The sequence below is a fragment of the Bacillus sp. Bvel1 genome, assembly GCF_014872755.1.
Lineage (GTDB): Bacteria > Bacillota > Bacilli > Bacillales > Bacillaceae > Bacillus > Bacillus velezensis.
In genome coordinates this window covers 237118-256897 of the sequence record NZ_JAAOBZ010000005.1, presented here as the reverse complement: position 1 = coordinate 256897, position 19780 = coordinate 237118, and the positions used below count along the sequence as shown (strand labels likewise).

Below are 19780 nucleotides of genomic sequence, written 5' to 3'. Positions count from 1 at the left end.
ACGCACATCGCTGTGCGATTTATTTAAAACTTTGAATTAACAGGTACGTTTTGTCTTGTTTAGTTTTCAAAGATCATCTCAACCTCATCTCGAGGCGACTTTTTCAGTGTAACATTTCAGCGATTTGCTGTCAAATGTTTTTTTGTTTTTATTTCTCCGCCGCTGTGAGCTTTTTGGTGAAGCGCATCAGCGACGTTTAATAATATACCATGCCTATGATTCAGCGTCAACACTTTTTTTGAAAGAATATCCTCGATGATATACTTCCTGCCCTTTGGTCTCTATTTGAGATACTTCAACAAAGCCTTTTTCCGTCAGGTAATCAAGCATGACACCGAGATCTTGGGTGAAGTGCACCAGTTCAGGGTGCTGAAGCAATTCTCCAAACTGCCACATTTCTTTTTCTTTCATCACCTGAAAAAGGTGCGCAGAACCGATTTCAGCTTTTGAATGGATGAGAAAATCATTTGCTAAGAATAATAATTCGAGCCTTTTCTCCAAGCTTTCGTGACTCTCGACAAGTTCGGAATATAGCTTATATACCTGCGGCTCAATGTGACGGACCTGGTTCCAGACTGTCGTTTCAGGATAAAACCCCCGGTCAATCACTTCTATGCGGGCCAAGTGGTGAAGAGCGTGCACTACTGCATAATATGCATCCAGAAAATGATCAGCTTCAAAAAACGCTTTTCCTTCTACAAATCTTCTGATCAGCTTGCCGTATTCCATTCCGATCTTTAATTTCCGCTCGGCGAAAGGAAAAGTGCTGAGCCGGTCATTGAGTTCAGAAATATATTCATTGCGGTCAAACAGCACTTTACCGTTGATGATCCAATCTATGACTCTTCTATTTGTCCCAAGCAGAATCCATTCCTGAAGCAGAGCATCCGTTACAATATGTAAAGAAGCGGTTTTGTGTTCGAATTCATAATGCTTTATAAAAAGAGGTTCATCAGCCTGTTTGACAATGACAAGCATGACCGCATCAAAGTTATCCGTGATGGATGATGCTTTACTCCTTCTCTCAATCATAAGGACGGCCAGCGTATCGGGATGACTTGCTCTTTCTTGGTAAATTGGACGGAGAAGATTGTCCATTACGATTCCTCCAATGCGATTGTTTCACTAGCTATTGTTTCTACATTTCTATGATAAAACATGAAAGTCCTTTTTTCTAAACACATTGCACTATTATAACAAATTTCCTTTCAGGTGCCATATTTATTCTTCCCTTTTCTTACGAAAACATGAAGAATATGCCATCTGTTTTGTGCTATAGTTAAACGAGAGGGGGATGGACATGGCGAAATACTCAAGCAAAATTAATAAGATCAGAACGTTTGCGTTAAGTTTGGTTTTCGTTGGGTTTATCATTATGTACATCGGGCTGTTCTTTAAGCAGTCTGTTTTGCTTGCCAGCTTGTTTATGATTCTCGGCCTGCTGTCAATCGGACTCAGCACCGCCGTTTATTTTTGGATCGGTATGCTGTCCACAAAAGCGGTCCGGGTGATGTGCCCCGCTTGCGAGAAAGAAACGAAGATTCTGGGCAGAGTGGATATGTGCATGCATTGCAGAGAGCCGCTTACATTGGATAAAGGATTGGAAGGCAAAGCGTTCGATGAGTCTTATAACAGAAAAAACAGTGTAAAATAAACGAAGCTGACCGTATCAAAGCGGTCAGCTTCGTTTAGTGGTTTTCTTTTTTGGAACATTCTTGGCAGACGCCGTAAATCTCCAAACGGTGGTGGCTTACCTTAAACCCTGTGACGTGAGCAGCAAGCTGTTCCACTTCGTCAAGCCCGGGATAATGGAAGTCCACGATTTTTCCGCAGCTTTCACAAATGGCGTGATAATGGTCAGAGGTGACAAAGTCAAATCTGCTGGACGCATCTCCGTACGTCAGTTCCTTTACAAGCCCCGCTTCCCGGAATACACGCAAATTGTTATACACTGTCGCAACACTCATATTAGGGAATTTCCCTTCCAAGGCTTTATATATATCGTCCGCTGTCGGATGTGCCATAGAATCCACGAGATATTCCAGAATGGCATGACGTTGAGGAGTAATCCGGACTCCCGTATCCTTCAACGTGTCTAAGGCTTCTTTTAATTCATGTGCAGCCATCCGTCATGCACCTCTCTTCTAAAAAAGATTCTTACTTTATAATGTTTATAATTAGTGTACATCTTTTTCCGGTCTCCTGTCAAATGTAATCTGAAGAAAACCCCGTGAGTTCAGCATTTGTCCATTAATTAGACGCAATTTGTTCCAATTCGCGAAGCGCCTCGGCAACGTGATCTTTCACTTTTACCTTCCTCCACTCCTTCACAAGACGGCCTTCTTTGTCTAACAAAAAAGTGGATCGCTCGATACCCATATATTCTTTCCCAAAATTCTTCTTCAGCTTCCACACATCAAAAGCTTCCGCCAGTTTGTGCTCATCATCAACGAGGAGCTGGAAAGGAAGATCGTGTTTTTGCTTAAATTTTTCATGTTTATCACGGCTGTCAGGGCTTACTCCGATGATAACCGCATCAAGTCCCGCGAAACTTTCGTGCTGATCACGGAAATCACATGCTTCCGTCGTGCATCCGGGTGTCATGTCTTTCGGATAAAAATAGAGAACGACGTACTTCCCTTTAAAATCCGTCAATGCTACTTCTTCCCCGCTGTCATTCACTAATTTCATATCCGGTGCTGTTTGTCCGATTTCAATCGTCATTTCTTATACCTCCGGGTTTTTTATTAAGCGTATCCAATTCACGTTAAGATTACAACCGTTATCCCCCCGCTCTTTTCTGGAAGCATGAACCCGTTGTGCTCGCAATGAAGCATGCTACAATAGAACATGATGTAAGGAGATATTAGGAGGGTCATTTTTTGTATACAAAATCAGTTGAACTTCATAAGGAAGCGTTAGAGCATATCGTCGGAGGCGTGAACAGCCCGTCCAGATCCTATAAAGCGGTAGGCGGCGGTTCACCCGTTGCGATGGAAAAAGCGAACGGCGCTTATTTCTGGGATGTAGACGGGAATCAGTATATCGATTATTTAGCGGCTTACGGTCCGATTATTACCGGACATGCCCATCCGCATATTACTGAAGCGATTAAAACAGCGGCGGAAAACGGCGTGCTGTACGGGACGCCGACCAAACATGAGGTCACTTTCGCCAAAATGCTGAAGGAGGCCATTCCTTCACTTGATAAAGTACGATTCGTAAACTCAGGCACTGAAGCGGTGATGACAACGATCCGGGTTGCACGCGCTTATACAGGCCGCACAAAAATCATTAAATTCGCCGGCTGCTATCACGGCCATTCTGATCTCGTACTTGTCGCTGCGGGTTCCGGCCCGTCTACGCTCGGCACCCCTGATTCCGCCGGCGTGCCGAAAAGCATCGCCAATGAGGTCATTACCGTTCCTTTCAATGACATTGAAAGCTACAAAGCCGCGCTGGATAAATGGGGTTCAGAAATTGCAGCGGTTCTCGTCGAGCCGATCGTCGGCAACTTCGGCATCGTTGAACCTGAAGAAGGATTTTTAGAACAGGTAAATGAATTGACCCATAAAGCGGGCGCGCTCGTCATTTATGATGAAGTGATCACGGCGTTCCGTTTTATGTACGGAGGCGCGCAGGATCTTCTTCAAGTGAATCCTGATTTAACGGCGCTCGGTAAAATTATCGGGGGCGGCTTGCCGATCGGCGCTTACGGAGGCAAAAAAGAGATCATGGAGCAGGTTGCTCCGCTCGGCCCGGCATATCAAGCCGGCACGATGGCCGGAAACCCGGCATCTATCCTATCAGGCATCGCCTGCCTGGAAGTGCTGAAGGAAGAAGGCGTTTACGAGCGGCTTGATGAGCTCGGCGCCAGACTTGAGCAAGGCATTCTCGCCCATGCGGAGACACATGGCATTACCATCACCGTCAACCGTTTAAAAGGCGCGCTCACGGTTTACTTCACTGATGAAAAAATCGTCAATTACGAGCAGGCGGAAAATACGGACGGAGAAGCATTCGCCAAGTTCTTCAAGCTGATGCTTGAACGCGGCATCAATCTCGCTCCGTCGAAGTATGAAGCTTGGTTTATCACAACCGCACATACTGAAGAGGATATCGACGCCACTTTACAAGCCGTTGAAGATGCGTTCAGACATATGAAAAAATAACTTCTTAAACAAGCGGGAGCCTAGGGCTTCCGCTTTTTCTTTTTGTCCGATTTGTGAGATAATGGTTTTTTCAAAAAAAGACCTTGAATAATTGGTATGATCCCTGTATATTACTTTATTGTTTAGCAAATCAGCCGACAGGGAAATGTAAGTGTCAGCCGTTCGTTCGGCACATAATTTATTAGAGAAAGGAATGCACGCACAAACCAATGAAACTTGGTGCCCGCATTTTTAAAACAGGGATTGCGATTACGCTCGCGCTCTACTTAGCATCATGGATCGGACTTCCGTCGCCGATCTTTGCCGGGATTGCAGCTATATTTGCCATACAGCCCTCTATTTACAGGTCTTTTCTTATCATTATTGATCAGGTTCAGGCAAATATCATCGGCGCTGTCATCGCTACGGTATTCGGACTGATTTTCGGACCGAGTCCGATTATGATCGGATTGACCGCAGTGATTGTCATCACGATCATGTTAAAACTGAAAATTGAACACACCATTTCGATTGCGCTCGTGACGGTTATCGCGATTTTAGAAACACCGGGAAACAGCTTCCTGACGTTCGCTCTGATACGAACAAGCACCGTTATTTTAGGCGTGCTGTCTTCTTTTATTGTGAACCTTGTGTTTCTTCCGCCGAAATACGAAACGAAGCTGACTCATCATACGGTTGAATATACCGATGAGATCATGAAATGGATCAGGCTGACGATGCGTCAGTCTACGGAACACTCGATATTGAAAGAGGATATTGAGAAGCTGAAGGAAAAAATGATGAAGCTTGATCATACGTACCTTCTTTATAAAGAGGAGAGAAGCTACTTTAAGAAAACGACGTATGTAAAGTCGCGCAAGCTTGTTTTATTCAGACAGGCGATTATTACGGCAAATCGGGCGCTTGATACGCTGAAAAAGCTGCACCGCTATGAAAACGAGATTTATCATATGCCGGAGGAATTTCAGGAGACGCTGACAGAAGAAATTGATTATCTGCTTCATTGGCACGAAAGGATTCTGATGCGGACGGTCGGCAAGATCAAACCGCATGATGACGATGCTGAAGAAAGCATAAGATATAAACAGCTTTTGACGAAGTCTTTCTTGAAAAATCAGCAGAACTGCGAGGATGAACTGCTTGATTACAATATGCTCAGCATTATGGCTGCGGTTGCGGAATACCGCGAGCAGCTGGAGCATCTCGATACACTAATTACGAGTTTTCAGACATACCATCCGAAAGACAGCGAATTAGAAACAGACGAAGAGTAACCCGGTGCTTCCGTAAAACCGGGTTTTTTTGCATTCAAAAAACGTATGCCGCCCATTCGGACGGCATACGTTTTTGTATCAGTTCAAATTCTGAATCGTAAATAAGTGTCTGTACTGGCCGACTTGGGCCATTAATTCCTCGTGCGTGCCGGTTTCGACGACGGCGCCGTTTTCCATGACGACAATTTTATCCGCGTGCGTAATCGTGGACAGCCTGTGGGCGACGATAAAAGTCGTCCGGTTTTTCGCAAGCTTTTCCATCGCTTCCTGAATGTAGTGTTCACTTTCAAGATCAAGAGCCGATGTCGCTTCATCCAAGATCAGCAGCGGCGGATTTTTTAAGAATACACGGGCGATCGAGATCCGCTGCTTCTGCCCGCCTGACAATTTGACGCCCCGTTCGCCGACTTTGGTTTCGTAGCCTTCGGGGAAGTTCATAATAAATTCATGGGCATTTGCCGCTTTCGCAGCCGCAACCACCTCATCCAGAGACGCTCCCGGTTTACCGATAGCGATATTTTCACGAATCGTCTCACTGAACAGAAACGTATCCTGAAGCACCATTCCGACTTGATTGCGGAGGCTTCTCGCTTCATAATCGCGAATATCTGCGCCGTCAATCAGCAGGCTGCCGCCGGATACATCATAAAAACGCGGTATGAGGCTGACAAGCGTCGATTTTCCGCCGCCGCTCATCCCGACGAGCGCGACGGTTTCCCCTTTTGTCACCTTTAAGGAAACGTCCTGCAAAATCGTTTCTTTTCCTTCCTCATAACGGAACGAGACATTTCGGAATTCAACTTCACCCTTAATGCCGTCAGCTTTTAGTGCATTCGGTTTATCAGTCAGTTCATACGGCTCGTCGATAAATTCAAATATGCGGTCCATTGAAGCGATCGACTGGGTCAGCGTCGTCGATGAGTTGATCAATCTTCTGACCGGATTGTACATTCTGTCAATATAGCCGACGAACGCAACCATCGTCCCTACCGTCAGCGGGCCGTTTATGACAAAATAACCCGCAAACGCGATAACAAGCAGCGGCGCCAAATCCGTAATGGTATTCACAACTGCGAACGTTTTCGCGTTCCAATTCGTATGACGGATCGCTTTGTCCAGAAAATGTCCGTTTTTTTCATCAAAATTGGCTTGTTCATAATCTTCAATGGCGAAACTTCTGATAACGGGCATCCCCTGAACTCTTTCGTGCAAATGTCCCTGAACTTGGGCGAGTGCCTGAGAACGCTCACGTGTCAGTTTTCGGAGACGGCCGTAAAAGTATTTGACTGAAATTCCGTATAACGGAAACAAAATGACAGATATCAATGTCAGCTTCACATCGAGTGTAAACATAATACAGATGACGATCAGCACCGTCATCATATCAAGCCAGATATTCATCAGTCCCGTTATGACAAAGTCTTTTGTCTGTTCGACATCATTTATCACCCGGGAAATGACTTCGCCCGTTCTCGTGTTGGCATAAAACCTCAGGCTCAATTTTTGAATATGATCAAACAATACCCCCCTGATATCGTAGAGCACCCGGCTGCCCGTCCATTGTGCGAAGTATTGCCGATAGTACTCTACCGGGGGACGCAGAATTAAAAACAGCACGAACATGATGCCCATTATCGTGAATAGCGATGATGTTTTAGCGCTTGCCGTTCCGCTCCCTTGAATAATGTCATCGACCACGTATTTTAACAGAAGCGGGAGAGCCAGCGGGATGGAGAATTTTATAATGCCAATTAACACTGTGATAAAAATTTGTTTTTTATAAGGTTTTACAAATTGCATATAGCGTCTGATTACGCCCACACTTTATCCCCCTCTCTCTTTAAGGCGTGTGAGCCCATGTGAAAAACCTGTTGACACCCCAACAGGTTTTTTATTGTATTCTTTATTTTGTATAGCGCAGATACCGTTCATACCACATATCAACAAATTCCGGAGCAAACGGTCCTTTCCGCTGATGAATCCAATGCAGCAGCGTATTCAGATACTCCTTCAGAATGCTGTCGATCTCTTTAGGGTAATTCATTGATTTGCGGTGGTCATCGTATTCATCCTCGTCAAGAATGTTATACGTCATATCCGGAAACACCTTGACATCCAAATCGTAATCAATATATTTGATGGCCTCTCCGTCATAAGCGAACGGCGAGCTGATGTTGCAATAATAGTGTACCCCGTCATCTCTCAGCATTCCTATGACGTTAAACCACTGACGGGCATGAAAGTAGCAGATCGCCGGCTCTCTCGTCACCCACGTCCGTCCGTCGGATTCCGTCACCATTGTCCGGTCGTTGGCTCCGATGATACACAATTCCGTACTTTTTAAAATCGTCGTTTCATTCCAAATTCGATGAAGCAGCCCGTTATGCTTATAGCTGTGAATTTGAATGGTTTCTCCTTCCTTGGGATATCCCATATTTCTCCCCTACTTTCTGTAAAGCCCTGCAGTCAATGCAGCCGCAATTGCTTTCCGACAAGTCTTTTCACTATTATAACGTTACGAATTAAAAAATGAAAATAAAAGAACCACTCCGCTTCCGGAATGGCACATTCATTTCTGCACATAGGAAGACGGCTTTTCCGTGCTGCGATAAGACTGGATGACTTGCTCTGTCTGCCTTTGGAATAACTCCTGTATGCCGGCCAGGTCTTTTCGCTTTGTCGCAATTTCGTCCTGTACATTGTCCAGCTTTGCATCTCTTTCCAGACTGATGAGTTCCGCTTCCACCTGCCGGCAGCGGTCAAGTTCTGACTGCAGCTCGAGAAGCTGATCCATGATTTTCATCTGTTCACTTACAAGCTTTTCAAACTCTGACATCGGGTTCCTCCTTAGGCTTTAGGTTGATACTCCTTACCATTTCGATTTTACGCCGGAAAACCCTTTGACTCATTCTGTAGAGGAATCACAAGTTTTGTCGTTTTGGCAACAGAAAAAAGCACTTCCATCCGAAGATGAAGTGCTTTTTCGTTTCAGTGATTAGCTGTTTTGCTGTTTGTTTTGTTCAGCAGATTGGTTTTGCTTTCTAACCTGCTGCGCATCAGTTTCACTGCCGAATTCAGTGCCGTATTGACCCTGACCGGAAGCTGATTGCTGGTTTTGTCTTTTCACCTGCTGAACGTCTGTTTTGCTGTATTTTGAGTTTGCCATTGTTATCACCTCCACGCACTTTAGAATGCGCAGGAGACGATAAGGCTATTCATCTTTTTTTATAACTTATACGAGCAGAGAGCGTCCGCCGTCAATAATGATGGTCTGGCCGCGGATCATGTCCGCTTTTGAAGAAACTAAAAACTCCACCGTGTCGATCATATCTTTAATCTCGACCATTCTGCCGGCCGGCGTATTTTGGCGGGCATCTTCCAGCAGTTCATCTCTGTTAGGGAAATGCTTCAGCGCGTCCGTATCAATCGCTCCGCCTGACACCGCGTTTACGATGATGTTTTTCGGAGAAAGCTCAACCGCCAGATAACGGGTTAACGATTCTAAAGCGGCTTTTGAGACACCGACCGTCGTATAGTTTTCAAGATAGCGGATGCTGCCGAGCGAGCTGATGCTGACGATGTGGCCGCCTCCGTTTTTCTCCATCATCTTTGCCGCTTCCTGGGCGCAGAAAAGCAATGCTTTCGCGTTGATATTCATCGTCCAGTCCCAGTGTGTTTCTTCGAGTTCCATAACCGGTCTCAGCACGCCTGAAGCCGCATTATTGACGAACACGTCCAGTCTGCCGAATGTTTCGTCAATCTGGCGGAACATGTCTTTGATTTTTGCCGGCTGGCCGACATTAGCTTTAATAACGAGCGTTTTAACGCCGAGTTTTTCAATTTCTTCGGCGGTTTCTAATGCCGCTTTTTTACTGCGGGCGTAATTGATGACGATATTGTATCCTTTTTCCGCGAGTCTGATGGCGGCTGCTTTCCCGACGCCTCGGCTGCTTCCCGTGATCAGTGCGCATTTATTTTGTTCCATTTTTCCTCAGCTCCTTGCTGTGTATAGTTCTTTTCATTCAACAAACAATAAAAGCAATATCTGTTGAAAGGGGTCTTTTATATGTATGTCGGACGTGATATGGGCGAATTGGCCATGATGCCCAAACAAGATTGGAGAGATTCAGAGCTCGCCTATTTCCATCATGCCTTCCAGCAAATTATGCCGTATTTAAACGAAGAAGGCCAGTCCAAATACCGGGAACTGATTCAGGAAATCGAAGCCCGCGGCGGACTGAAACGGAATGAAGCGGATTACGGCCACGGCACTCGCGTCAGCTATGACTGACGCTTTTTAGCGGCCGCTTTCTTCCGCCATTTTCCATATCTTTTGATGGGAAACGGGAAATGCGTATTCCTTGAGCTCCTCTTTTGTGACCCGTATGAATTCCGTTGTATCCGACACTTGTTTTACTTTACCGAAAAAGACCGAAATATTCCAGACGAGATGGGTGAAAACATGTTCTACGATGCCTTCCAGCTCCCCGATTTCAGCGGTTATTCCCATCTCTTTTTCTAAATAGGCTTCAAGCTGCTCTCTTTCGGTTTTGATTCCTTTCTGGGTTTCGGTATTCGGAAACTCCCACAAGTTGGCGAGCAAGCCTTTTGGCGGCCGTTTATGAATATAGACATCGCCTTGTTCGTCTGTCAGCACAACGGCTGCCATTGTTTTTATTCCAGGCTTTTTCTTTTTGCTTTTAACGGGCAGCTCCCGCTCTGTCCCTTCCGCAAATGCCGAACAGTGCTTTTGTACGGGGCAAAGCAGGCATGACGGTGATTTCGGGGTGCAGATGATCGCGCCGAGCTCCATTAAACCCTGATTGAATTCAGATGGTTTTTCATGAGAAATGAAAGCGGATACCGCCTGTTCGAAAATGGTTCTGGTTTTAGGTTTTGCGATATCGTCCCATATGGAAAGAATTCTCGACATGACACGCATCACATTGCCGTCTACGGCGGGAATCGGTTTGTTGTATGCGATGCTGAGCACGGCGCCTTTTGTATAAGGGCCGACGCCTTTCAGTCCGCCAAATTCCTTTTCCCCGGCAGGGACGACTCCCCCGTACCGCTCATGTACTTCTTTTACGGCACTTTGCAGATTTCTTACACGGGAGTAATAACCTAGCCCTTCCCAGGCTTTGAGCACTTTTTCCTCATCAGCTTCAGCGAGCGCCGAAACGGTCGGAAATTGCTCAACAAACCGCCGGAAATAAGGAATGACGGTATCTACGCGCGTCTGCTGCAGCATCACCTCTGAAACCCACACCCGATACGGGTCCTGATTTTCTCTCCACGGCAGAATTCTCTGTTCTCTTTCGAACCATGTAATTAAGTCCTCGCGAAATTTGTCTATATCTTTTTGTTTCATTTTTTCTTCAAGTGCGTTCATATCTTCTCCTCAGATGTTTCGGGTTCCGCTTTTCTTGACACTGTATTTTGGTGTAAACTAAGGGCACGTTACGATAATATGTTACATTAAATAGTGATAAAGAAAAAGCGGAAACATATGAGAACGGCGGATAAACGCCATGATTGGGCAAACAGAAAATGGGGAATATCTTATAATGCGAAATATGCGGGCGGCTGATTTTTAACGCCTGCTAGGAGGTCAACAATGGATACTGGCACTCACGTTGTCATGGGTATCGCGCTTGGCGGAATCGCAACTCTTGATCCTGCCGTCGGCATGCACACCCCAATGTCTCAGGCAGTTATGATCGCCGCGCTTGCCGGCTCTCAGGCACCTGATATTGATACCATATTGAAGCTGAAAAATAATGCCGTTTATATTCGAAATCATAGAGGATTCACGCACTCCATTCCCGCCGTATTATTTTGGTCCGTTCTGATTCCGGGCATTTTGTTTATGTTTTATCCGGAAGCGAACTTTTTGCACCTGTGGCTGTGGACGCTTCTGGCTGTCGTTTTGCATGTGTTTGTTGACATTTTTAACGCGTACGGCACACAGGCCATCCGCCCGTTTTCGAGAAAATGGATCGCTCTCGGTTTAATCAATACCTTTGATCCGTTTATTTTCGTCAGCCATTTGGCCGCGATTGCCGTGTGGTATATCGGAGGTCATCCGGGCGTGACATTTCTGATGCTTTATATCATCCTTGCAGGATATTACGCCGTCCGGTTTTTGATGCAGCTGCGGATAAAGCGAAGGCTGCGCGAAATGATTGAAGAGGAGATTGAAACCATCATTATTTCGCCGACGATGAAATTCAGGCAGTGGCGTATCGCCGTGACGACGGCCCATGCCTTTTATGTCGGCAGAAGCCTTGACGGCCATGTCGTGATATTGGATACATTCAACCGCGTGCCCGTTCCGGAAACCGATGTGATGAAGGCCGCGAAACAGGACGAAAATATTGCAGCCTTTCTTTCATTTTCCCCCGTTTACAGGTGGGAGGTCGATACTTTTAAAGATCATTATGAGGTGCGCTTTATTGATTTGCGCTACCGGAGCAAAGGCCACTATCCTTTTGTCGCCATCGTCCACCTCAGTCATGATTTAGAGCTTCTCTCTTCCTACACGGGCTGGATTTTCAGCGAGGAAAAACTGCAGAAAAAATTAAAGCTCGGCTCTGTTTAAGAGCCGGGCTTTTTTTGTCTTCTCACATATAATGCGGCAAACACGAGGCTGATCACCGATAGAGCGGCCGCGGGTTTAAAAAACGGCGGGTAATACGTTAATTGAATATCGTTTTTTCCTTTTTGCGCTTTAAATCCGATGAAGGAATAATCCGCTTTTTCAATCTGCTCTTTTCTGCCGTTTATCTTCAGCTCCCAGCCTTTTTCATATGGAATCGGAAGCATGATATACGGCGCGCTGGTTTTGTTTTCATACGAGATATGAAGCGTATTTCCGCGCCATCTGAGATCGGCCCGCGGTTCTTTTTCCGCTTTTCGGTATGCGTTTTTCAGCGTATCGTACCGTTCTTCGTAAAGCGCCAGCCTGTCAAGCTGATACGATCCTTTCGGCAGACGGATTTGGATGTTTTTTGTTTTCGGCACTCTGACAGTAAGATCGTTGACACCTGTTTTGTAAATGGATTGATTCGATTTTCTCGTTGTCGTGTAATCGTTCACTTTTAATGTAAAGCCCTGGTCCTTCGCTTTATTTTTCAAATAAAAGCTGACGTAATAATCGCCGCCGTCCATCTTAGCGGCTTGCGGCGTAATGATCAGGCCGCCGCCGTCTTCATTTACCGTCAGGATGCCGTCTTGATAATCCGCATGGTCGGCCGTTACCTTTGCCTGACGGATCATATTTTTCGCCTCAGGCGCTTTTTTCGTGTTGGCTGCGCTTGATTCCGTGATGATCCCGTCAAGCATTGCCCGTTCTCTGGCAAGGGCGGGCGCTTTTTTCAGACCGTCCTCGTTATATACGCGATCAGCTGTCCGTACGAACGGAAGCATATATTGATTTTGATAAACCGCATAATGGGATGATTCCATGATTTTTTTGAACCCGTACGGCACGCCGGCCCCGTTTGTTTTTTCCGTCATATAATATTTTCCGTAAAGCAGGCTGTATAAATTAGCCCTGTTTCCTAATGTCGCATAACGGCTGACGCTTTCTCTGCCCATGTCAATCCGGAGGTCGTTCCAGTAAAAGGACAGCAGATTGCTGTTCAGTATGCTTGAGTATACGCTGAATCCGTTGAACCCGTAAATGATCGGGGTGTTATTGAAAACACCGTTCATCCAATCTAAACGGGCAAACGGATCAGGGTCTTTTTCTTTCAGGCGCTGAATAAGCTCTGTTTGTTCTTTGCCTTTATAGTCAGCACCCGTCATAAAGGTATGCGATACCGTATAAATCTTCCCGCCTTCTGATAACGCATATTTTTCATATGTATTAGCCGTCAGCACCGCCGTCAAGAGAATGACGGCATAGACGGCGGACACCGCACCTTTCAGTCTTGTCTTTGCTGCAAGGAAAGCGGCAATGGTCAGCCCCAGAAGGAGCAGGATAGGCAGGTTGGCCTGATCAGAAATATCCAGGCTGAACCGTCTCACTTGGCTCCAATAGAGCAGAACGGCGAGTACTGCGGATATCAGCATACTCTTCATGCTGATGTCTGAAAGCTTAGAAAGCCCTGCTGCAACCGTTCCGGCAATCGTGAAGCACAGGACGTATTCAAACCTGTTTTGCGGAGCTGAAAAACCGTTAAAGGCGCTTGCCGCAAACGGACTGAAGTGAAACAGAATGTACAGCAGACTGATTCCCGCAAACAGCCGGAACAGCCGGTTTTTATATAAAGAAAATGTAAATAGAAAAAGTAAAAAAACCGCCGGCAGAATGATTATCCGGCTTGAAAATAAAATGTTGTCGGAAAAATCAAGCCATGCAATTTGCTCTGAATACGGCGGCCGCAGATTATGAAGGTATCCGTATACGACAGGGATAAAGGAAACTGCGCTTATGCCGAACCCGAGAAGGCCCGACAGAATAAACATCCTGCATTGAGTGAGCCTTTTCGCCTCATTGCCTTCAAGGGGGATCATCCACCTGAATAAGATATAAATGCCGATGAAAATCAGATTAATATACGCAAAATAAAAGTTGTTGATCAATGTCAGCGCACAGGCGAAGATAAACCACGCCGGCTTTTTTTCCCTGATGATTTTTTCCGCGCCGAGCACGAGCAGCGGCAGCCACACCATACTGTCAGTGAAAAAGTCCCAATACACCTCATGCCGGAAGTAGATAATCGAGACCCCGTACAACACGGCGCCGGCAAAAGCAGGCACCGTCCGTTTGACGAAATAGCGGAACACACACGCTGCCGTGAATATGATGAAACTCTGCTTGGCGATGCTGATAAAAACGGAGGCCTGCGCCCAAAACAGCGCATCAGCCTCACCCGTCAGCTGAATAAGCTGCAAAAAGCGGACAGCGGCGGAGATAAACAGGAATAGAAAAGAAGTAGAGAAATAATAGCCGAGCTGACTGTACACTCCCCCGCCCAGTCCGAACGAATAGCTGTAAAACAGCCTGCCGTTCATATATTGATCAAACAGCAGCTTTTTGAAGACCGCCATTTGGGCGATCCCGTCTCCAGACCCCGTCATATAGCGGCCTGCCGACCACTCTTTTAAGAAAAAAATATGAGCGGCAGCCGCAGCCAGCACACAGGCTGCCGGCAAGATCCATTTATTTTTTTTCATACAACGTCCCCAGACCCTGCGCACAGCGGCGGCTGTTTAATGGTTCCACTTGCGCTTTTTTGTATAATTCGTTTCATTTTGTTCTCCGTACGTTATATTCGCTTCTTTAATTAAATAGTGCGGGCGTTTTTTTGTTTCATAGTAAATCCGGCCGATGTATTCTCCGATGATGCCGAGACTCAAAAGCTGGATGCCCCCTAAAAACAGCACGGCGGAAATAATGGTGAAGTATCCGGGTACGGACACGCCGTGTGTCAGAATATGAACAAAGGTCGTTACAATATAAACCATCGACAGAAGCAATATCAGAATACCGGTGAAAAAGCATACCCTGAGGGGCTTGTTGTTGAAGGAGACGACACCGTCCATTCCGTAGTTGAACAAATTGCTGAATGACCATTTGGACGTGCCGTTCTTCCTTTCGACATTTTCATAAAATACGATTTTCTGGTCAAACCCGATCCAGCAGAACAGCCCTTTCGAGAAACGGTTCCCTTCACTCAGCTTTAAAAGGGCATCAACGGCCTGCCGGCTCAGCAGGCGGAAATCTCCGACCCCGTCACGCAAGTCCACTTCGACGGCTTTGTTGATAAATTTATAATACAGGGAAGAAAGCACGGAACGCACGGGGCTGTCCCCTTTTCGGTTGCGCTGCGCGATGACTTGGTCATACCCTTCTTCATAGCCTTGAATGAAGTCTTTCAGCAGATGGGTCGGATGCTGCAGATCGGCGTCCATCACGATTACCGCTTCGCCCTGCACGTGTTCAAATCCTGCCAAAATGGCCGCTTCTTTCCCGAAGTTGCGGGAAAAAGATATGTATTTGACGCGATGGTTTCTGGCGGCCAGTTCTTTAATCTGCTGAAGGGTGTCATCCGCGCTTCCGTCATTGATGTAGAAAATTTCATAGTCATAATGAATCGTCTGAAATTCTTTTTTTAAAGATTCATGGATGAGCTAGACGTTGTTCCCTTCATTGTAAGACGGAATAATAATTGAGATTAACCTTTGTTTCATGAAGGCACCTTCTTTGTATTATTCTTTTTTTAGGACGGCCTTAAAGGAATTGTCCGCAAAACTTCAGTAAGGCTTTTCCTTTTTTTAATGACGTTTAAACCCTTTTTTTGTTACAGGGAAAGAAATTTTTTTCTGCGTATGATTTATATTTTGTCATGTTTTTCGGCAGATATGAGAAAAAAAAGAAAAAGTCTGTACGCGGGACAGACTTTATTGCTGAAGGTATTCATGAATCAAATGGCTGACGATGCGCGGTTTTTCGTGAATGACCCAATGTGAGGCATCATCTATGAAGATTAAGTCGCCGTTTGGAATCATCCGTTTTGTTTCCTTGGCGAGCTTTTTGCTCAGCGCGCGGTCGTTGACGCCCCATATTAACCGGTACGGAACGGGCATTTTAAGCGGAACGGCAGGGCCTAAACCGCCGGCTCTGATCGCCCGGTACCAGTTCAGCATCGCCGTGAGCGCTCCTTTTCTGCCCCATGCTTCTTTGTAGCTGTCGACATCTTCCCGTGAAAAAAGCGCCGGGCGTTCAGATAAGCCGATCGCGTGATCCAATACGCGGTAATCGTCTTCAGACAATCTCCGTTCCGGCTTTTCCGGAAGCTGAAAGAAAGCGATATAAGAGCTTTTCTTCCACTGCGGCGGGTAGAACGGTGTGACCTTCCGCATAACCGCCGGGTGCGGGATATTGACCGTGATCAATTTTTCAACGTATTGCGGCCGCGTGGATGCCAAATGCCAGGCCACGGCTCCTCCCCAATCGTGTCCGATGACGACGGCTTTGTCATCTGTAAAATGAGTGATCAGCCCGATAATGTCGTCTCTGAGCGTATCAATGGTATAGTTTTCAATGCCCTCCGGTTTGTCACTGAGATTATAGCCGCGCTGATCAGGCACGACAACATGGTATCCGGCATCCGCCAGCGGTTTGATCTGACTCTTCCAGCCGTACCAGAATTCCGGAAACCCGTGCAGCAGCACCGCCAAAGGACCGTCTTTCGGACCGGCTGAAGCCGTGTGCAGCGTCACTCCGTTTGTTTCGATCATGTGAAACGTAATGTCATTCATCGATTCTCCTCCCCGTTTGTTTCAATCTTCTTTCTGTTAAGACGATGATCAGTACGCTGATCGCGATCAACAATACGGCCTGAACGATCAGGGCGAACGGCTGAGTCTGCCGGATAAGCAGGCTGACCGCAAATCCAGCTGCCGCCGAAATAAGGCCGAACAGAATCATGAGGAGCGCACTGAATCGATTGCCTTCTTTCCACTGCGACTCATCCGCCATAGAGCGCTTCGTCCGATATCCGTACAGGCTGTTGATCGACTTCGGCGGAAAAAACGCGACTGAAATGCCTGCCGCAGCCATCAGAAGGCCGCCGATTACCATTATCATATCCGTCACTCTCCTTTTCATCTTTTACGAAAGGAAAAGCGAAAGGTTTCAGAAAAAAAGCAGGCTTATTCGCCCGCCTGAATCTTTACTTTTGAGTTAAGTCGGCCGTTTTCACATAACCTGCTTTCCCGCCGTATGTGACGTACGCCCATTTACGGTCAAACCCTCCGTCATGGCTGAACCCCCAGCCGAGCACATTGACGGTTTCACCCGCTTTAACGGACTCTTTTTTGCCGGTTTCCAAAGTCGGCGTATAAAAATCGGTTTGTTTCGCGGTCACCGCCTTCACCGGCTGCTTCATCAGAAAATGCGTGGAAATATAGGCTTTGTGACCTTTGTAGTCAATTTCAGCCCAATCTGCTCCTTGAAGCCGTTTAACCTTTACGGAATCCTCTGAACGAAGCGTGCCGATAATCCGCCCTTGTTTATTGGGTTCTTTGCGGACATTAAGTTCTCCTGCTTTCACGATATATGTATCTGCTGCGGTGTCTATTTTTGTCTGATGAACTGCTGCGGCATTCGCTGCCGGATCAAAAAAAACGGTGCCTGCGGCTAAAAATAAGCAAAGTCCTGCGGCCGGAATAAATGCGGTTAACCCCTTTTTCATGTTCATTGTGGTTCCTCCCCGCTATTTTATAAGTTATTACACATTTCCACATTCCGCCGGTCGTCAAACATGATTTTCCCATTTCTTTTATAAAAAGAAAAAACCGCCGGACGGTATCCGGCGGGCGCACTGCTATATTAATGCAGGAGACCCCTGCTTTGATCCAAATAATGAGAAACGTCTTCCCGAACGCTTTGGAACATATGGAGCTTGCTGCCGTATGATTCGATCCATTCCTTGACGACGCGTTCCGTCATTTGCTCTCCTTGATACGGGCGGCCGGCTTTTGCGTAAGTCGCTTCGAAATCTCCCCATAAAAGCTCAACCCAAGTCCGCGCTTGCAAATAGCTGAGCATGTCATTTTTCTCAAGCAGCAAATTCGTCAGTTTGTCGATATATGTATTCATGTCTCTGTCTCCTTTCCTTGGGAAAACCTGCTGCTTTTACGCAGCTTGTCACAGGCATATACTAACTTTACGTCTTCAGTCCAGAAGGCGCAACCTTTTGATATTGGCCGAGGGGGAAAACAAATGGTCCGGAACAAAGCAAAAGGATTTCCTAATCAGAACAATAATAAGTTTGAAGGCGAACCGCGGGCAAAGGATGACTACGCTTCTAAACGAGCGGACGGTTCAATTAATTCGCACCCGCAAGAGCGCATGAGAGCTTCAGGCAGACGATAACACACACCGTAAGAGACCGGGAATGACCCGGTCTTTTTTTTGCGGAAAAAAACATCCTCTTGCGGTCATAACGCTAAATTAATTCCATAATATGTTAAATGTTAAACCGCAAGCCGGTAGACAAAAAAGGAGGGGTTTTATAAAATGAAGACAGTTTCAAAACGATTGCTGAGCCTTACCGCATTCTTACTGTCAGTTTCATTATTTGCTGTTTCAGCAGAAGCAGCGGGCAGCCCGCAGACATCTGTATCAAACAGCGGTGAGGAGTTTGACGCAAATCAGAATCAGCCTGTACAAACAACACAGACATCCCCCGCTTATGAAGGAACGGGCCTCACCAAAAGACAGCTTGCACAAAACAGCAAAGCTGACATCAAGTCATTAAAGCCTTCCAGTATTATTGGGACAGACGAACGAATCAGAATTTCTCCCACAACATCATTTCCATATCGCGCGACAGCACAGCTGACCGTTACATACAGCGGCAGCACAAGCACCTACGGATGCACCGGTTTTTTTGTCAATGCTGACACGATCGTTACGGCGGGACATTGCGTGTATGATCAGAAAAACGGCTGGGCATCGAAAATTACGGCAGCTCCCGGCCGCAACGGGTCATCGTACCCGTACGACTCTTATTCAGGCAAGACCTTCTACAGTGTCAAAGGGTGGACAGAAAACGGTGACACAAACTATGACTACGGCGCAATCAAAGTAAACGGGTCGCCCGGGAATACTGTCGGCTGGTACGGCTATCGGACGACCAACAGTTCCAGTCCGGCCGGGCTTTCCTCAACCGTGACAGGGTATCCGTGCGACAAAGTGTCCGGTTCCATGTGGTCGGACAGCAAGCCGATACGTTCTGCCGAGACATATAAACTCACTTACACGACAGATACGTTCGGCTGCCAGAGCGGATCGCCCGTTTACCGCAATTACAGCGACACCGGCCAGACCGCCATTGCCATTCATACAAACGGCGGGTCGTCTTACAATCTGGGAACAAGGGTGACAAACAGTGTATTCGACAACATTCAATATTGGTCAAATCAATAAAGCTTTTGTCTTCTTTCTCGCGGCAGCCGTTTTATGCGGATGCGGCAAAGCGGATGATTCCGCCGCCAAAAAAGCACTGCCCGTTACGCTCCATGTTGAGAATGCAGACGGTTCACCGGCGGCCGGTGTGACGGTTACCGTGATGAAAGCGGCGGAGTCAGATCATCAGCCGAATATAGACCGCGGAGAGATAATAGGCAAGACTGATCACCACGGCGAGATGACATGGAAAAGCGGCGCGAAAGGAACCTATGCCGTTGTTTTTGAAAAAGACGGGGTACCGGAAACCCGGAATATTTCCTTAGCTGAGAGCGATAAACATACGGTGATCAGCATTACGTTGAAACATTGAAAAAAGCTTGCAGGCGGAATATCCCCTGCAAGCTTTT

General features: G+C 46.6%; 22 protein-coding genes and 1 pseudogene. 8 read left to right on the top strand and 15 right to left on the bottom strand.

The annotated features are described in order from the left end of the window. Nucleotides 1-213 precede the first annotated feature (213 nt). Entirely contained in the window at nt 214-1098 is an 885-nt protein-coding gene (locus HAP68_RS04025; protein WP_003155463.1) for a nucleotidyltransferase-like protein, read from the bottom strand. 202 nt (nt 1099-1300) lie between these two features. Between HAP68_RS04025 and HAP68_RS04020 the strand changes: the two genes are divergently transcribed. Beyond that, nucleotides 1301-1654, top strand: a complete 354-nt coding sequence (locus HAP68_RS04020) for a YgzB family protein (RefSeq protein ID WP_007408568.1) — start codon at nt 1301-1303, stop codon at nt 1652-1654. Nucleotides 1655-1688: 34 nt separating this feature from the next. Here the strand turns inward: HAP68_RS04020 and perR are convergent, their stop codons facing one another. Then, the gene (gene perR / locus HAP68_RS04015) at nt 1689-2126 is read right to left on the bottom strand and encodes a peroxide-responsive transcriptional repressor PerR (protein ID WP_003155465.1); all 438 of its coding nucleotides are present in this window, start codon (nt 2124-2126) and stop codon (nt 1689-1691) included. A gap of 124 nt (nt 2127-2250) precedes the next feature. Further along, the gene (bcp, locus tag HAP68_RS04010; RefSeq protein WP_003155466.1) at nt 2251-2724 is read right to left on the bottom strand and encodes a thioredoxin-dependent thiol peroxidase; all 474 of its coding nucleotides are present in this window, start codon (nt 2722-2724) and stop codon (nt 2251-2253) included. 158 nt (nt 2725-2882) lie between these two features. On the opposite strand from bcp, the gene HAP68_RS04005 reads away from it, so the two are divergent. Both HAP68_RS04005 and HAP68_RS04000 read left to right on the top strand, forming a co-directional pair. Then, nucleotides 2883-4172 carry a glutamate-1-semialdehyde 2,1-aminomutase gene (locus HAP68_RS04005; RefSeq protein ID WP_024085038.1) on the top strand — a complete coding sequence of 430 codons (1290 nt, stop codon included), beginning with the start codon at nt 2883-2885 and terminating at the stop codon, nt 4170-4172. Nucleotides 4173-4381: 209 nt separating this feature from the next. Continuing rightward, nucleotides 4382-5446: an aromatic acid exporter family protein gene (locus HAP68_RS04000; protein WP_003155468.1), complete on the top strand. Its 1065-nt coding sequence runs from the start codon at nt 4382-4384 to the stop codon at nt 5444-5446. 78 nt (nt 5447-5524) lie between these two features. Here HAP68_RS04000 and HAP68_RS03995 read toward each other — a convergent pair whose 3' ends face one another. The 5 genes and pseudogenes from HAP68_RS03995 to fabL all read right to left on the bottom strand — a co-directional run bounded on the left by HAP68_RS03995 (nt 5525) and on the right by fabL (nt 9431). After that, entirely contained in the window at nt 5525-7267 is a 1743-nt protein-coding gene (locus HAP68_RS03995) for an ABC transporter ATP-binding protein (protein WP_024085037.1), read from the bottom strand. Between the two features lie 82 nt (nt 7268-7349). Further along, nucleotides 7350-7880, bottom strand: coding sequence for a nucleoside tri-diphosphate phosphatase (gene ntdP / locus HAP68_RS03990; RefSeq protein ID WP_003155475.1), 531 nt, complete (start codon nt 7878-7880; stop codon nt 7350-7352). Nucleotides 7881-8015: 135 nt separating this feature from the next. Next, complete coding sequence (locus HAP68_RS03985; RefSeq protein ID WP_003155476.1) at nt 8016-8282, bottom strand: YgaB family protein; 267 nt, start codon at nt 8280-8282, stop codon at nt 8016-8018. 159 nt (nt 8283-8441) lie between these two features. Continuing rightward, nucleotides 8442-8594 (bottom strand): annotated as a pseudogene (locus HAP68_RS03980) (gamma-type small acid-soluble spore protein); the annotation flags it as partial. An 84-nt stretch (nt 8595-8678) separates the two neighbouring features. Continuing rightward, nucleotides 8679-9431, bottom strand: a complete 753-nt coding sequence (gene fabL / locus HAP68_RS03975; protein WP_003155478.1) for an enoyl-[acyl-carrier-protein] reductase FabL — start codon at nt 9429-9431, stop codon at nt 8679-8681. A gap of 81 nt (nt 9432-9512) precedes the next feature. Here fabL and HAP68_RS03970 point away from each other — a divergent pair, with 81 nt between their 5' ends. Then, nucleotides 9513-9737 carry a hypothetical protein gene (locus HAP68_RS03970; protein WP_003155479.1) on the top strand — a complete coding sequence of 75 codons (225 nt, stop codon included), beginning with the start codon at nt 9513-9515 and terminating at the stop codon, nt 9735-9737. A 6-nt stretch (nt 9738-9743) separates the two neighbouring features. On the opposite strand, the gene mutY is transcribed toward HAP68_RS03970, so the two are convergent. After that, nucleotides 9744-10838 carry an A/G-specific adenine glycosylase gene (gene mutY / locus HAP68_RS03965; protein ID WP_003155480.1) on the bottom strand — a complete coding sequence of 365 codons (1095 nt, stop codon included), beginning with the start codon at nt 10836-10838 and terminating at the stop codon, nt 9744-9746. Between the two features lie 225 nt (nt 10839-11063). Here mutY and HAP68_RS03960 point away from each other — a divergent pair, with 225 nt between their 5' ends. Continuing rightward, nucleotides 11064-12047 carry a metal-dependent hydrolase gene (locus HAP68_RS03960; protein ID WP_003155481.1) on the top strand — a complete coding sequence of 328 codons (984 nt, stop codon included), beginning with the start codon at nt 11064-11066 and terminating at the stop codon, nt 12045-12047. Here the strand turns inward: HAP68_RS03960 and HAP68_RS03955 are convergent. The 6 genes from HAP68_RS03955 to HAP68_RS03930 form a co-directional block, all read right to left on the bottom strand. Further along, nucleotides 12044-14629: a YfhO family protein gene (locus HAP68_RS03955; protein WP_024085036.1), complete on the bottom strand. Its 2586-nt coding sequence runs from the start codon at nt 14627-14629 to the stop codon at nt 12044-12046. The two genes, HAP68_RS03960 and HAP68_RS03955, sit on opposite strands and share 4 nt — an antisense overlap. A gap of 36 nt (nt 14630-14665) precedes the next feature. After that, a complete protein-coding gene (locus HAP68_RS03950) occupies nt 14666-15583 on the bottom strand; it encodes a glycosyltransferase family 2 protein (protein WP_242461341.1) in 918 nt (305 codons plus the stop codon). Nucleotides 15584-15856: 273 nt separating this feature from the next. Beyond that, the gene (locus tag HAP68_RS03945; RefSeq protein ID WP_007408559.1) at nt 15857-16717 is read right to left on the bottom strand and encodes an alpha/beta fold hydrolase; all 861 of its coding nucleotides are present in this window, start codon (nt 16715-16717) and stop codon (nt 15857-15859) included. Beyond that, on the bottom strand, nt 16710-17045 hold the full coding sequence (locus HAP68_RS03940) for an SdpI family protein (protein WP_024085035.1): 336 nt from the start codon (nt 17043-17045) through the stop codon (nt 16710-16712). The genes HAP68_RS03945 and HAP68_RS03940 overlap by 8 nt, the downstream gene beginning before the upstream one ends. Before the next feature lie 85 nt (nt 17046-17130). After that, nucleotides 17131-17658 carry an SH3 domain-containing protein gene (locus tag HAP68_RS03935; protein ID WP_024085034.1) on the bottom strand — a complete coding sequence of 176 codons (528 nt, stop codon included), beginning with the start codon at nt 17656-17658 and terminating at the stop codon, nt 17131-17133. Nucleotides 17659-17789: 131 nt separating this feature from the next. Further along, nucleotides 17790-18059: a YfhJ family protein gene (locus HAP68_RS03930; protein ID WP_003155492.1), complete on the bottom strand. Its 270-nt coding sequence runs from the start codon at nt 18057-18059 to the stop codon at nt 17790-17792. A gap of 123 nt (nt 18060-18182) precedes the next feature. Between HAP68_RS03930 and HAP68_RS03925 the strand changes: the two genes are divergently transcribed. The 3 genes from HAP68_RS03925 (at nt 18183) to HAP68_RS03915 (ending at nt 19743) form a co-directional block, all read left to right on the top strand. Continuing rightward, entirely contained in the window at nt 18183-18335 is a 153-nt protein-coding gene (locus HAP68_RS03925; RefSeq protein ID WP_003155495.1) for a small, acid-soluble spore protein K, read from the top strand. Between the two features lie 144 nt (nt 18336-18479). Continuing rightward, nucleotides 18480-19391 (top strand): trypsin-like serine peptidase, encoded by a 912-nt coding sequence (locus HAP68_RS03920; protein ID WP_024085033.1) that lies wholly within the window; start codon nt 18480-18482, stop codon nt 19389-19391. Further along, nucleotides 19354-19743 carry a DUF2606 family protein gene (locus HAP68_RS03915; protein WP_024085032.1) on the top strand — a complete coding sequence of 130 codons (390 nt, stop codon included), beginning with the start codon at nt 19354-19356 and terminating at the stop codon, nt 19741-19743. Before HAP68_RS03920 ends, HAP68_RS03915 begins: the two co-directional genes overlap by 38 nt. Nucleotides 19744-19780: the final 37 nt, after the last annotated feature.

What these genes read in the sequence shown, in the direction of transcription:
- HAP68_RS04025 (WP_003155463.1), bottom strand. Translation starts at nt 1,098, where the DNA reads ATGGACAATCTTCTCCGTCCAATTTACCAAGAAAGAGCAAGTCATCCC.
- HAP68_RS04020 (WP_007408568.1), top strand. Translation starts at nt 1,301, where the DNA reads ATGGCGAAATACTCAAGCAAAATTAATAAGATCAGAACGTTTGCGTTA.
- perR (WP_003155465.1), bottom strand. Translation starts at nt 2,126, where the DNA reads ATGGCTGCACATGAATTAAAAGAAGCCTTAGACACGTTGAAGGATACG.
- bcp (WP_003155466.1), bottom strand. Translation starts at nt 2,724, where the DNA reads ATGACGATTGAAATCGGACAAACAGCACCGGATATGAAATTAGTGAAT.
- HAP68_RS04000 (WP_003155468.1), top strand. Translation starts at nt 4,382, where the DNA reads ATGAAACTTGGTGCCCGCATTTTTAAAACAGGGATTGCGATTACGCTC.
- ntdP (WP_003155475.1), bottom strand. Translation starts at nt 7,880, where the DNA reads ATGGGATATCCCAAGGAAGGAGAAACCATTCAAATTCACAGCTATAAG.
- HAP68_RS03985 (WP_003155476.1), bottom strand. Translation starts at nt 8,282, where the DNA reads ATGTCAGAGTTTGAAAAGCTTGTAAGTGAACAGATGAAAATCATGGAT.
- fabL (WP_003155478.1), bottom strand. Translation starts at nt 9,431, where the DNA reads ATGGAACAAAATAAATGCGCACTGATCACGGGAAGCAGCCGAGGCGTC.
- HAP68_RS03970 (WP_003155479.1), top strand. Translation starts at nt 9,513, where the DNA reads ATGTATGTCGGACGTGATATGGGCGAATTGGCCATGATGCCCAAACAA.
- mutY (WP_003155480.1), bottom strand. Translation starts at nt 10,838, where the DNA reads ATGAACGCACTTGAAGAAAAAATGAAACAAAAAGATATAGACAAATTT.
- HAP68_RS03960 (WP_003155481.1), top strand. Translation starts at nt 11,064, where the DNA reads ATGGATACTGGCACTCACGTTGTCATGGGTATCGCGCTTGGCGGAATC.
- HAP68_RS03955 (WP_024085036.1), bottom strand. Translation starts at nt 14,629, where the DNA reads ATGAAAAAAAATAAATGGATCTTGCCGGCAGCCTGTGTGCTGGCTGCG.
- HAP68_RS03945 (WP_007408559.1), bottom strand. Translation starts at nt 16,717, where the DNA reads ATGAATGACATTACGTTTCACATGATCGAAACAAACGGAGTGACGCTG.
- HAP68_RS03940 (WP_024085035.1), bottom strand. Translation starts at nt 17,045, where the DNA reads ATGATAATGGTAATCGGCGGCCTTCTGATGGCTGCGGCAGGCATTTCA.
- HAP68_RS03935 (WP_024085034.1), bottom strand. Translation starts at nt 17,658, where the DNA reads ATGAACATGAAAAAGGGGTTAACCGCATTTATTCCGGCCGCAGGACTT.
- HAP68_RS03930 (WP_003155492.1), bottom strand. Translation starts at nt 18,059, where the DNA reads ATGAATACATATATCGACAAACTGACGAATTTGCTGCTTGAGAAAAAT.
- HAP68_RS03925 (WP_003155495.1), top strand. Translation starts at nt 18,183, where the DNA reads ATGGTCCGGAACAAAGCAAAAGGATTTCCTAATCAGAACAATAATAAG.
- HAP68_RS03920 (WP_024085033.1), top strand. Translation starts at nt 18,480, where the DNA reads ATGAAGACAGTTTCAAAACGATTGCTGAGCCTTACCGCATTCTTACTG.